The 13260-nt window shown below is 43.4% G+C and carries 10 protein-coding genes; 5 read left to right on the forward strand and 5 right to left on the reverse strand.

All coding sequences use genetic code 11. The features are described 5' to 3' along the window. Positions 1-120: 120 nt before the first annotated feature. Positions 121-537, reverse strand: coding sequence for a hypothetical protein (locus F6K49_RS04810; RefSeq protein WP_293018706.1), 417 nt, complete (start codon positions 535-537; stop codon positions 121-123). A 222-nt stretch (positions 538-759) separates the two neighbouring features. Between F6K49_RS04810 and F6K49_RS04815 the strand changes: the two genes are divergently transcribed. Further along, positions 760-957, forward strand: coding sequence for a hypothetical protein (locus tag F6K49_RS04815; protein WP_293071456.1), 198 nt, complete (start codon positions 760-762; stop codon positions 955-957). A 77-nt stretch (positions 958-1034) separates the two neighbouring features. On the opposite strand, the gene F6K49_RS04820 is transcribed toward F6K49_RS04815, so the two are convergent. Both F6K49_RS04820 and F6K49_RS04825 read right to left on the reverse strand, forming a co-directional pair. After that, positions 1035-3983: a zinc-dependent metalloprotease gene (locus tag F6K49_RS04820; protein ID WP_293094636.1), complete on the reverse strand. Its 2949-nt coding sequence runs from the start codon at positions 3981-3983 to the stop codon at positions 1035-1037. 690 nt (positions 3984-4673) lie between these two features. Next, positions 4674-5024 (reverse strand): phage holin family protein, encoded by a 351-nt coding sequence (locus F6K49_RS04825; protein ID WP_293018709.1) that lies wholly within the window; start codon positions 5022-5024, stop codon positions 4674-4676. A gap of 496 nt (positions 5025-5520) precedes the next feature. Here F6K49_RS04825 and F6K49_RS04830 point away from each other — a divergent pair, with 496 nt between their 5' ends. Both F6K49_RS04830 and F6K49_RS04835 read left to right on the forward strand, forming a co-directional pair. After that, a complete protein-coding gene (locus F6K49_RS04830; protein WP_293071454.1) occupies positions 5521-5901 on the forward strand; it encodes a pentapeptide repeat-containing protein in 381 nt (126 codons plus the stop codon). A 225-nt stretch (positions 5902-6126) separates the two neighbouring features. Beyond that, positions 6127-7458, forward strand: coding sequence for a 5-(carboxyamino)imidazole ribonucleotide synthase (locus F6K49_RS04835; RefSeq protein ID WP_293094642.1), 1332 nt, complete (start codon positions 6127-6129; stop codon positions 7456-7458). A gap of 254 nt (positions 7459-7712) precedes the next feature. Here the strand turns inward: F6K49_RS04835 and F6K49_RS04840 are convergent, their stop codons facing one another. Further along, a complete protein-coding gene (locus F6K49_RS04840) occupies positions 7713-8858 on the reverse strand; it encodes a dynamin family protein (protein ID WP_293094649.1) in 1146 nt (381 codons plus the stop codon). A gap of 472 nt (positions 8859-9330) precedes the next feature. Then, the gene (locus tag F6K49_RS04845; RefSeq protein ID WP_293094656.1) at positions 9331-9795 is read right to left on the reverse strand and encodes an ABA4-like family protein; all 465 of its coding nucleotides are present in this window, start codon (positions 9793-9795) and stop codon (positions 9331-9333) included. Positions 9796-10317: 522 nt separating this feature from the next. Between F6K49_RS04845 and F6K49_RS04850 the strand changes: the two genes are divergently transcribed. After that, positions 10318-11721 carry an aminopeptidase P family protein gene (locus F6K49_RS04850; protein ID WP_293094662.1) on the forward strand — a complete coding sequence of 468 codons (1404 nt, stop codon included), beginning with the start codon at positions 10318-10320 and terminating at the stop codon, positions 11719-11721. Between the two features lie 518 nt (positions 11722-12239). After that, positions 12240-13070: a DUF4351 domain-containing protein gene (locus F6K49_RS04855; RefSeq protein WP_293071451.1), complete on the forward strand. Its 831-nt coding sequence runs from the start codon at positions 12240-12242 to the stop codon at positions 13068-13070. The last annotated feature ends 190 nt before the right edge of the window (positions 13071-13260 follow it).

Genomic DNA, 13260 nt, shown 5'->3' on the forward strand with positions numbered 1-13260 from the left:
GTAATCCTGGCATCCCATAAAAGAGGAAGATGTCTTCCATAGAGGAAGACATCTATAAACGTCTTGATAGTCTTATTGTCTATCAATAAATCTATTAGACATCAGGGTTATTTGCACCAGTTATTTACACAAAATGTATTGATGTTGGTGGTCAGTAAAATAGCTCCAAACACGACGCATATCATTAGGACTAGTGTTAAACTTCCAATCGATATCATTAACTCCTGTGACATACCAGCCAGACCATGAACCATTGAACCAACGAATTTTATAGGCAACAACATCACCCCCTAAAATCTGATGGTCGATCTCTGTATTTAGTCCTTTATACCATCCAGGAGTTTTTCCAGTTGGAGGTAGACCAGACTGGTCAGATCCTTGCAATGTACAAGCAGCTTGAGTGCGAAGTTCATGTTGGATGCAGTCACTTCCACCACACCCATTAGCGGCAAAGGCAGACTGGGCTGGCAACATCGTTATTGCTGCAACAATCAAAGAACTTAAAACGATCAAGATACTCTTTTTTAGATTACTCATGACTCTGGTTTACTTTTTAATTCAATTAGGTACTTAGGGCTGGAAATCAGGTGAATCAATCTCACTGACCTTCAACCCTTTTCTAATATCTAAAAAGTATTCCTAGGTCGGCAGTACCCTTAAGGGTACTATTGCAAGGAAAAAAAAATTCCTGAGAAGACCACAGCCGGGAAATGAAACAGGCAAGATGCCTGTTCCACCGCGAACAGCCGTCAGTGGTCAGTGGTCAGTGGTCAGCGCTCAGCTTATTTAATTCAAAAGCACCTCAAGCACTGTGGCACAGGCTTCCAGCGAAACAGGCAAGATGCCTGTTCCACCGCGAACAGCCGTCAGTGGTCAGTGGTCAGTGGTCAGCGCTCAGCTTATTTAATTCAAAAGCACCTCAAGCACTGTGGCACAGGCTTCCAGCCTGTGACCTAACCCATAAGCTAATAGCTATCAGCTGATAGCTGATAGCTGATAGCTGAAAACTGATAGCTTACGGCTCAAGTCATGATTCATTCCGATTGCAACGGTGCATCCAACACTTTAGTAATGCGATCGCGTGCCCCTTCTAAGTGGGCTAAGCTAGCAGTATCAAGGTTTTTCCCTTGTTTGTTCAAGGTGTTTGCGATCGCATCCCGCAATTGACGGAGTTTATACCGGGCTAACACCCGAGCATCCTCGGGAGTATTAAAGGTTTGGATAGCAATAATAAATTCAGGGAAGGTGCGGGCAGTTTCTAGACTATTGGAATTGCGCAGTGCCATGTTCACTAAAAGACTCATATACTGCCGTTGCAATCCCCGACGCAAGCTAGAGATTGGCTCAATCTTAGCTTTAGTATCTAGTTTCCAGATGCTATCTTGAACAGTGTCAAACACTTCTGCCATGGTCAAGGCTTCCCCGGAACTAGTTTTGAGTTGAGCATCCCGCAAACGAGCCAACCGTTCTGATGAAAATAAATCCCCCAGCACCATAGTTTGAATTAACATCACTCGGTCATGAATGGGATAATCTAGGGGGAAAATAGTGGGAAAAGTACCCCAGTGAGTCCAGCGAGATGGGGCTAACTGGTTGAGGAGTTGGGGTGAGAAGTTAAAGGTATCTTCTGCAAACATATACTCCCCGAGCATGGCTAGAGCCTGACGCTGTTTTTCCACAGGGATGGGTTCAAAGGGGAGTGTGCCAGTCTTGCCACCAGTGTAGTTTCGATTAAAAGTTTGTCCCCCAATATAACCAGTAAGGGACATAGCGTTTTCAAAGAAATAGGAGAAGACCGTATCAAAGCGATCGCGTAAATCCCCAGCACTTTCTTGAGGCAACAGGTAACTGGTGTTCAAGCGTTTCCAAATTCCCTTAGCATTCTCCATTTGCCACTGAGAGTAGCGCAATGGATCACTACTAAGGTCCCAAACCTTAGCTTCTGGGTCAATAAAATCGAAAGTATCCTCATCTGTAGCATAAGATAGCCCCATTTCAGAGCCTTCAGCCGCAATTTTGCGCAGTGTGCGTAATTCTTGTTGAGGAGTCAGAGCATCAATCGGAGTGTAGCCATACTTAATCACCCACTTATCATAGGGACCAACCACTGTAGAGAAATAATCTCCCTGTTCCATTCCCTCTGGCGCTAGATTAACTGGGACATAATCCATGACTGACCCGACTAGCCCTTTATTGCGGGTAATCTCAGTATTATTCAATTCCTCTGGACTCAACATGGTGCTGCCCCGGAAATTGTGGCGCAATCCCAGAGTATGACCAACTTCGTGAGCCGTCAGGTAGCGCAAATACTGATTGATGAAGGTTTTCATTTCCTCACCACTGGGCAACTGGTGGTTTACCATCGATAGAGACAATGCTCCAAACTTAGCTTGCTGAGCTGATACCATGGCAAAACATAACTCATGGTCTGGGACTTGGGTTAGTCCGCTCAGGAATTGCCCAGCTGGTAGGCTCAACTGAGCCGCTTTGCCAGGATTGCTCTTGAGGATTTCCTGCAATTTGAGGTAAGGAACTTTGATGCCATTACTACACAGGGAACTATTAAACGCGAATTGGGATAACCCAGATAATGCCTGGGATTGAGGCTGGGAAGCAATAGCCTGGTATTCCGCTTTGATCCAGCGCACCGCATTAGCATCAATAATCACGTCTGCATCCAAGATTTCCCCAGTCAAGGGGTTCACTCGGGATGGCCCCATAGCGATAATGCCTGGGAATGAGGGAAAAGAATTCGACCAGCGAATGGTGTTGTAGCGAATATCAGCCGGGTCCCAGGTTGCATCATCTGGCATTTGCCGCACTTCAATGGCATTATCAAACCCTGCCTCCCGAAACGCTTCATTCCACATCAAAATCCCCTCCCGAATTGCATCTCGGTACTCTAGAGGTACAGTATTTTCAATCCAAAACACAATCGGTTCTTTTGGGGGGGATACCGTAGCAGTAGGGTCTTGTTTTTCTAAATGCCAGCGCCTGATATAACGGATAAAGGGTTGTTTGCGGTTTTGATTGGATAAATTTTGATAAGCACTGATGAAATAGCCTACTCGTTCATCCGCGAGTCGATGACGGTAACCATTGTTAGTCGGTAGTTGAGAAAAGCTATAGCGGACACTAAGATTAAATGCTCGTTGATCTGGGAGACTCCTTAAGGGAAAGAATAAATCTCCCCCACCAGAAAAGCCATAAACTGACTCAATCTCTACATTCAACGGAAATGCTTGAGCGTCACTGACATAGGATTTTTGAGGGTCTACTACATAACTACCTCCTAATATCCAAGGAAAAGCCGATGCTAGTCCAGAAAAAGACCCATCGCTGACGAGGAGTGGTGTTAAATCCACCAACAGAGTCTTTCGTTCTGGATGAATACTGGTAATGGGCAGGGAATATAGCACCGAATCACTGAAGGAACGCTTAACAGAACGCTCTTGGGGGTCACCGGGTCGAGTACGGAAGTAGATATTTGGTATGACTAAATCTATGGTCTTCTGTCGGCGGCGGAATTGGAACAAAAAATCATTAACTGGCCAACCGGTTTGGAGCCCCAACTCCCCAATTCCCGAAGCAAGGGTGACAACACATAGGAAATTTTGATTTAGTTGATCCGGTTCAATTTCTAAATAAATTTTTTCTTTTTCTTTATTGCGGTAGAGGGTGAGTAATCCTGCTAATTTTTCCGCATCTTCTACGACCTTATCAAATGGCTTTAACTTGGAATCACTACTATCTGAATCGGATAACTCCTCTGAGGGTGCCTCTGAGGGGTCTTCAGCAATTTCTGTAGTTTGAACTTGGCTATGGGCTAAGGTTAGCTGGGGCGAGTAAACAATCTTTTGATCCAAATGTTGACCCAAACTATTGCCGCTTGGAGTAGATAGAGCTATGGTTTGGAGGTACAAAGGGGATAGTACCAAGACGAATCCACACAGACAGAATATCAAGAACTTTAGTCTTTTCATCGATTAATCACTAGTTTGGTGTTCTGAAAAGAAAGAGAAATTATGAATTATCATAATTATGACTTATCAAAACTTATGAAAGCTTGAAAATTTTACCTTAATATTATAATTAACCAATTCCTAAATAAAAACAATTTGATTATAGCGTTTATGATACTGATAATGTCCCTGCCTTTTTTATTACTACTCCCTAATCCCTACTCCCTAGGACGTTATCAGAAGTATACCAATTGAAACTTGCTGCTATAGTTGTTAAACTTGATGAGTTTTTGATTATGTTCTTAGTTTTTGATTAGTTTAATCGTTTTAGCTTCTGATTTATAAGTATTACTATCAAGGTAAAATGGTGTGGTTGTACTATAGTTGTTTGACATAAACGAATCTATATACTAACCCTTTAAGCACCCCGAAATTTACACAGCTTGGGTTAGTCTAAATCTATGTTTCCTGTACTTTGAGCCTTGGCAATTAAAAAAAAACTGTACACTAACTTCAACTAAAGCTATACTTTGATCTGTCAGCTTTCAGCTATTTATCAGCTATTTACTAGTCAGCCCTTGCAGCTGAAAACTTAAGCTAAGAAGCATAGTTTACTAAAAGTAGTGCCAGCTAAAGTAGTGCCAGCTAAAGTAGTGCCAGCTATATAATAACTCGCGCCCGTAACCAAGCTGACAAGTCCCGGCCATCCGATTAAACTTGATTAGAAGCCAAGCTATTGATAAGACTAGACACCAAAGTCAGAACGATAGCCCCGAAAAAAGCTGCCCAGAAACCGTTCACTACAAACGTATCAGGAGTGAAATAGGATGCCAGGGAGAGGGTGATAGCATTAATCACCAACAGAAATAGTCCCATGGATAAAATTGTGATGGGCAAGGTCAGAATCACTAGAATCGGTCTAATGATGGCGTTAACTAAACCAATGACTACTACCGCTACAGCAGCTGCACCAAAACCACTAATGGTAATTCCTGGTACCAGGTAAGCAGTAATCATTAGTGAGATAGCACTTAGCAGCCAAGTCAAAAGTATATTAAGCATCGATCTCACAAAAATATCGCTTACTATGATTTTAGCGATTCTGGCAAGATTAGCCTGTAAGCTATCAGCCGTCAGCTATCAGCTATCAGCTTATGGGCTACAGATGGTGCTACTTGAGGTGCCAAAGGCAAACGGCTAACCGCTGACCACTGACCACTGACCACTGACCACTGACGGCTGATAGCTGATAGCTGTTCGCGTAGCGTGGGCGTAGCGCATATGCTTACATTAGCCTTGTTGTCCTAAAGAGCGATCGCATTTGTTCAAGGTGCTCGCCATGATCTATTAAGCTGTAAGATGGCTGAGCAGTATTTGGTGCTAGTTACTTGGGTGTAACTCAAGTGATTATGCAGCACAGTATGATTGAGTTGGACGATTCCAGCAATAAATCTTTATGTTTTTCCGGCTACTGGTTACATTCTTATTTGCGTGCTCTGTTTTTTGTTATCCCTTACCCGTTCACGCCAAGAGTATAGCCTGCGATGGGAAACAACTCGTGGGAGCAGACTTATCTGGTCAAGACTTACAGGAAGTCAAAATTACCTATTGCAATTTGGACCAGGCTAACTTAGCCGATGCCAAATTGATCAAAGCATCTATCAAACATACTACCCTGAATAATGCTAATCTCCATGGAGCAGACTTGACCAACAGCGACACCTACAACATTAGCTTCAATGGTGCAGATTTAACTGATGCCATCTTTACTCGTTCCTTACTGCAACGTGCCAGTTTTGATGGGGCTAACATCACTGGTGCTGATTTTAGTAGCACCCTGATCCAACCGGTCAGAGAACGGTTAAAACTCTGCGATGTAGCAACTGGCGTGAACCCTACCACTGGTGTGATGACTCGTAAGTCTTTAGGGTGTTGGTAAGGTGTTGAATGTTGACTGTTGAATGTTGACTGTTGAATGTTGAATGTTGAATGTTGACTGTTGACTGTTGAATGTTGAATGTTGACTATTTGATGGTCAACGGTTAACATTCACGATCGATGGGGCTGACTTGAGCGATGGTATGCTGGATGGTGTCCAAATTTGATAACTGTTTGCTAAGCAAGGTGCATCTGAAAACTGGTGTTGCGCTTGTGAGTCTTTGGGATGTCGATTAAACGAGTAGGTGTAATTGGTGGAGGACAACTGGCCTGGATGATGGCAATGGCTGCCAAGTCTTTGGGTATTCGGCTAGTGGTTCAAACTCCTAATGTTACTGATCCAGCTGTCCGTGTTGCTGCTGAAACTATCTTTGCTGCTATTGATGATGGGATCGCTACCGAGCAAATGGCATCTCGCTGTGATGTGATTACCTTTGAGAATGAATTTATTAACCTCGATGCCCTGAAATGTCTGGCAAAGCGGGGAATTTGCTTTTACCCCCGACTAGAGGCTCTAGCGCCACTGTTGGATAAATATCACCAACGCTGCTATTTCGATCGCATTGGTTTACCCCAGCCAGAGTTCATCAGTCTGGAGGGGGAAGTGGGTAAGGAGGAATTAAAGTCCCTAGCCTCTTCTCGGGGCGTTGCTGAATTGAAGTATGAATCCGCGATCGTTTGGTTTTGGTCAAGCCCCCTAAATCCCCCAACTTTGGGGGACTTTCAGAGTTTTGTTCCCCCCAGCGAGGGATTGCTCGCTGGGGGGCTAGGGGGGCAAAATCATACCCAGAATCAGCAACGCCCTTCTCGGACCCCAATCAACCTGAGTCAGTTAGAGTTTCCTCTGGTGCTGAAAGCGCGACGCCAAGGTTATGACGGCAAGGGTACCTTTATTATTAAAGACAGTCATAGCTTACAGGAAACTTGGAAGCAGTTAGGCAATCAGCCTGTGGTGCTAGAAGAGTTTATTCCCTTTGAACGGGAGTTGGCAGTAATGGCTGCCCGTTCTGTAGATGGGGAGGTGGTGGTTTACCCGGTGGTGGAAACTCAGCAGCAAGAACAGGTGTGTCGGCGAGTTATTGCACCAGCCCAGATTAGCCCAGATACGGTGGCGGAGGTGAATGCGATCGCAAAAACTCTGCTGACTAGTTTAGAGGTAGTGGGAGTCTTTGGAATTGAGTTATTCCTGACTAGCAATAATAAAGTTTTGGTTAATGAAGTGTCCCCTCGTACCCATAATTCTGGTCATTACACCATTGATGCTTGCGAAACTTCTCAATTTGAGCAGCAACTGCGAGCCGTGGTAGGTTTACCCTTAGGTAGCCCACAGATGCATTGTGCCAGTGCAGTAATGGTCAATCTTTTGGGTTATGAGTCTTCCCAGGATGATTACCAACAGAAACGGCAGACCTTAGCCAGTTTACCAGGAGCGTTTGTCCATTGGTATGGTAAGACTCAATCCCGCCCAGGACGTAAGTTAGGTCATGTCACAGTTTTGAGTGATGGGAATTCGGTACAAGAGGTAATTGAGAAGGTTGAATCGGTTTGGTATGGTTGATACTCAGAATTAAGAATGTAGAATGTAGAATGCAGAATGTAGAATGTAGAATGTAGAAGTCTAAATTATCAATTCTTAATTCTTAATTCTTAATTCTTAATTCTTAATTCTTAATTCTTAATTCTACATTCAAACTTCCCTTTGCTAAAACTTGATGTTTTTCAAAGCAGTTGAAGGTTGAAGTTAGATGGAGTAGGGTGGGCAAAGTAATCTAATCATTAATTATCAAAATAACCAAACTGTTTTTGCCCACCCTACAAGCTCCCTACTTTCAGATATTTATGAAATTCCTCTGCGTAAGAGGCTTCCCAAACAGTCTGGGCAACACGATGGCGCTCATGGTGTTCCCATCGCTCTACTTTTCTGGGTAAATCTTCTATAATATCTTCTGGGATTAAGAAGTTAAACATACTGTCGATTTTTCGAGATGCTTGATTGCTTTCTTGCTGATTATTCCTCTTCATTTTAATCGACAATAGAGCTGGTAAAGCACTCATTTTGATGACTTTTAAAGCACTAATATCTTCTTGATATTCTTCTAGCTCCTTGGTTAACTTCTGTTTGATATCGTGAACATTTCTTTTGAAAAAATCTCTTTCACTATCCGGCCAATTTTGGTCTTTACGAAACTCATCAATCCGATTCAGAACAAAAAGCATCCGGGCTGGTGAGCCTCCTAGTTCTTTGACCTGATCAACCACTTCTTGAAGTAAATTACTAACTTTTTGTCTATCGGTTTCTGCACTATTATAGGTAACTATACATAAGGCTTCTTTACATTTTCTAATCACAGAGCCATTCCCTTCATCACCCACATGAGCTAAACCGGGAAGATCCATGATTCGCACTTTGGTTTTTTCAGGCAAATCAAGCAGTTTAGGATCGGCTACAAGCCGGAAAGGATAATATATCGTTGTTTGTGGACAAGCAACACTAGTTTTTCCGTCTCGATTAGCTTGAAGATAGGACTTCATTGCTTGGTCTAAACGGTCATAAATGTCTTCGTCTGTAATATTTTTCCATTCTCCACATTCCCAAAGTGCCCCTGGGGTTTGATCAATTTTCAGAGATTTCGTTTCACTGTATTCTACAATCACGACCCCTGCACTCATTTCTTGTACAGCAACTGGGACAATTTCTGCCCCACACAAGAAGTTGACCAGGGTACTTTTACCACTGCTAGTGGTTCCTGTTGTCGCTAAGGTAAGAACCGGTTCACTGAGTTCTTTCACTAATTCACTTACCGCCACCTGGAATTGGCTGTTTAAACTTTCGAGTTCACTATGGTACTCTGGGGGTAGCTGCTCACGGATTTGATCTTGAAAACTACACCATTCCTTATTAATATTATTGATTGATTCTTCAACAGCTTCAAAAATCTTTTTGATGTTGCTTCTCATTATGATCAAAGCCTTTAGTGTTGAGTTGTAACGATGGTAGAGCAACCTATTCGCATTTTTTAGTTTTAGTTTAGAGGTTGTCTGAAAAGTCTCATTTGCTACATCCAAGCCCCCGTTGGTCTCCCAAGCGAGCAATCCCTCGCTTGGGGGGCTAGGGGGGCAAAATTCAGGATCAAAAAACTTTTCATATCTCCTCTTAGTTAGCTTTTAAAGCTTTATATAAAGCTAGCATGAAGAATACAAAACTGTCAAGATAACTGGCCAATTTAAATATTTCTTAATCTAGGCAAAAACTAGCCAGTGGATTATTGGTGATGATCGAGTATAGGGTTTATAAATGAGATGTAAACTAAAATGTCTTTTTTGACTGTCCAATAAAACTCCAGAGCTTTTTACCCTATTGCCTTTTGCCTCTTGCCTATTGCCTTTTTAAGCAATACCTGTGTTTACAAATCAAATAAAAAAGCGCTGATTATGTTTGTGATGGACTCGTAGTGTTAGACTCTAAGGGAGTATCTGAAGTGGATTTCTTGGTAATCCAAGCTGTAATAATATGAGAAAGTAGTCCGATTGGTCCTGCAAATAAGCATAGAATTAGGGAGTGAATAGTCCAAATACCAGCCTGTTGCCCTTGCCAATAAATCCAACGCCCGACAAACAAGTCTAGGACTAGGAAGTGTATCCAGCCAGTAGCAGCAACGGTTTCATCACTAAAGAAACGGGCAATATCGGCTAACTGAGGATTGGATAAGGCTTGGGCGGATTCTGGTGTAATGCTATTAATGAATAGGTAAATATATAAACCTGCTAGAGCGACGAAGGGAAGATAGGATTCCATTACTCGCTTGGTAATGCCCCAATTTGGCAAGAAAACCATCAGGAGCCAAAAGGGCAAAACGAAGATATTGGCAATATTAAACAGTTGAGCGATAACCATATTTCTGTGTTTAAGATTTCAAGTATTTACTATAGCAGTTATAAATTGGGTGAGTTTTTTTTTGTTTTTAGGGAACAGGGAATAGGGAGCAGGGAGCAGGGTTAAGAGCATGGGGATTGGGAAAAAATCTTGTTTCGCTAATGAGTATTATAGCGTTTATTGCATGTATTAGGTACAATTATCAAGCTCAAAGTCCCCCTTTTTAATGGGGATTTAGGGGGATCTCTTTGTACCTCATGGGAAACAGAATTGCTATATAACTTCTATAAGTGTTAGCCAGAGCATTGGAGATGATGCTTTCGCATTAATCTGTTGTGTTAATCTGTTCTGGTTCATTTTCCACAGTTAGATCTTGGTTAGACCAAGAACCTTGCCATTGCTAGTCCCAAACCCGATCACTGGCAGCATCTTAGTCTCAGGTAGATCCTGGGGATAATTTTAAACAAATTCCACAAGACCTGTGGAATTTACGCTATAACTATTCAACGGTGAAGGTTCAACAAATAAATTATAATAAATCCGATGATTAACAACCATGACGGCTCTTTAGCCACTACACTAAAGCAACGGCGTCAAAAGCTGGCTCAGCTGGTGGATTTTCCAGTAATGCTCTGGTCTGGACATCCTAGTCCTCGGAATTTTCGAGCCAATTCGTTCCCGTTTCGGGCTAGCAGTCACTTCTTGTATTTTGCTGGTTTACCTCTAACTAATGCGGTAATTGGCCTCAATGATGGCAAACTGGATTTATTCATGGATAAGCCAGCCCCTGGTAGTGCGTTGTGGCACGGAGAAGTGCCTTCACCTGAGGAAATTGCTGAGATGATTGGGGCTGATCGGGTTTTTCCCTTTTCAGAATTGCGTTCGCATAGCGTCGGCTTTGCCGAATCGCATTCTCAGGGAGCAGCAACCATTGCTGTTCAAAATCCCACTACTTACAGCCAACAACAGGAACTATTAGGTCGTGCTGTGGGAGCCGCTGATGCTCCAGAAGGGATTGACTTAGATTTAGCGAAAGCGATAATATCCCTACGGTTATACCATGACGAGGGGGCATTATCGGAGTTGCGCCAAGCCGCTGAAGTTTCGATGGCTGCTCATAAAGCGGGAATGGCAGCTACTCCCAAGGCTAAACGGGAAGCGGAAGTGCGGGGGGCGATGGAATCGGTAATTATTGCCCATAATATGACCCGTGCTTACACAAGTATTGTTACCGTTCATGGGGAAGTGCTGCACAATGGTGAGTATCACCATTCCCTGCAACCGGGAGAGTTACTACTGGCGGATGTAGGAGCAGAAACCCCTATGGGTTGGGCGGCGGATATTACCCGTACTTGGCCGGTGAGTGGCAAATTTTCCCCTACTCAGCGGGATATATATAATGTGGTCAAAGAAGCCCATGATTTCTGTATCAAGAATCTTTACCCTGGGGTGGAATATCGAGAGATTCATATGACAGCAGCAGGGGTGATCGCTGAGGGATTGATAGATTTGGGGATTCTGCGAGGAGACATCTCGGATTTAGTAGCAATGGATGCCCATGCTTTATTCTTTCCCCATGGTGTTGGTCATTTGCTGGGATTAGATGTCCATGATATGGAAGATTTAGGGGATTTGGCAGGGTATGCACCAGGACGGGTAAGAAGCGATCGCTTTGGCTTGGGCTTCCTGCGACTAGACCGACTGTTGGAAGCAGGGATGTTGGTGACAATTGAACCAGGATTTTATCAAGTTCCAGGGATTTTGAATGACCCAGATCGACGGTCAACTTACAAAGATGTGGTGGACTGGGATAGATTGGCACAATTTGATGATGTGCGGGGGATTCGGATTGAAGATGATGTGTTGATTACCGAGACAGGAGCAGAGGTGTTGACCGCTGGCTTACCGACTGATCTAGAAGCAGTTGAGGATTTGGTTACGGGATAATAAGTTTTCGGGTGTGGGTGAACGGGTTAATGGTGCTCTTACAGCGGTTTGCAATTCAGTTAGGTACAAAGTTCTGGGTTTTTAGGGAGCAGGGAGCAGGGAGCAGGGAGTAGGGAAGAGGAACCCACCCCTAACCCCTCCCAGGAGGGGAAGTCAGAAGTGGGAAAACAATCCTGTGTACCTGAGGTGCGACCCGTGGCGAATTTAATTCTTAATACAGAAAGCGCACCTGATAGTTATGCAAACCGCCGTAAGTTGACAGAAATAATTTTGAGAAGACCTAATCTCATCAGGTCTTCTCTAGATTTTAAGTGCGTTTATTGCTTTTATGAGGTAGGCTTCTCAACCTCAAAGTCCCCCTTGATAAGGGGGACCAACGGGGGATCGAATTGCTATATCAAAATCAAAAGTGCTCGGCTATCATAACTTGACTCAATAAACAAGATCCGGGTGCGATCACTTTTTTAGCTCAGATTCACTACAGTATCTGAGATAGTGTTAACTTTGAACAATTTGCCTTGGCCTACGATAATATTTGTAAATACTTAGCCGAAGAATACCCATCGGAGTTTTTTCATTGGCTATTGGGTGAAGAACCTCGGGATATTCAGGTACTTAAAACCGAATTGAGTAGTGAACCAATTCAAGCTGATGCTCTGACTGTACTCCAAAGTACAAACCAAATTCTGCACCTAGAATTTCAAACCCTACCCCCATCCGAGCCACCATTACCATTTCGGATGTTGGACTATTGGGTCAGACTACACCGCAAGTACCGATGTCCCATTGAGCAGGTGGTAATTTTTCTCAAGTCTACGACATCACAGATGGTATTTACTAATGAGTTTAGGGATACTAACACCTGGCATCGTTATAGAATAATTCGTCTTTGGGAGCAAGACCCTCAACCACTGTTGGCCAATCGCGCTCTGTTACCCTTGGCCACTTTAGCTAGGAGTAATCGGCCTAATCTATTGTTAGAGCAAGTGGTTGCTGAAGTCGATAGAATTGAAGAACAAGGTCAACTCCGAACCCTAGCGGCCTGTGTGGATGTGCTGGCTGGTTTACGGTTTGAGAAAGATTTAGTCCGTCGATTGTTGAGGGAGGAAGTTATGGAAGAATCAGTTACCTATCAAGATATTATCCAAAAGGGACGCCAGCGCGGCAAGCAGGAGGAAGCGGTATTAATTGTGATGCGTTTGCTAACCCTGAGGTTAGGTTTACTTGACCCTGTGCTCCAACAGCGGATTGAGGGATTATCCATTACTCGATTGGAGGAATTGAGTGAAGCGTTGTTGAATTTTGAGACAGCAACGGATTTAGCGGTTTGGTTGGATCAGGAGCAGTAGTGCGTTAACAAATGATGAATTTAGGAAGCTAACTATCAATCATGCCATCTAAAACTCCTTGGGGACACCTTACATACTTACTTAGAGCAACTGGAACAATTAGCGTTAACTTGGAAAGAAAAGTCTCTGACTCAAGAACAAGTGCTGGCCAACTATTCCCAAATCCCTGCTGCTTATAAGACTTATAAAT

It is taken from the genome of Moorena sp. SIO3I6, assembly GCF_010672095.1.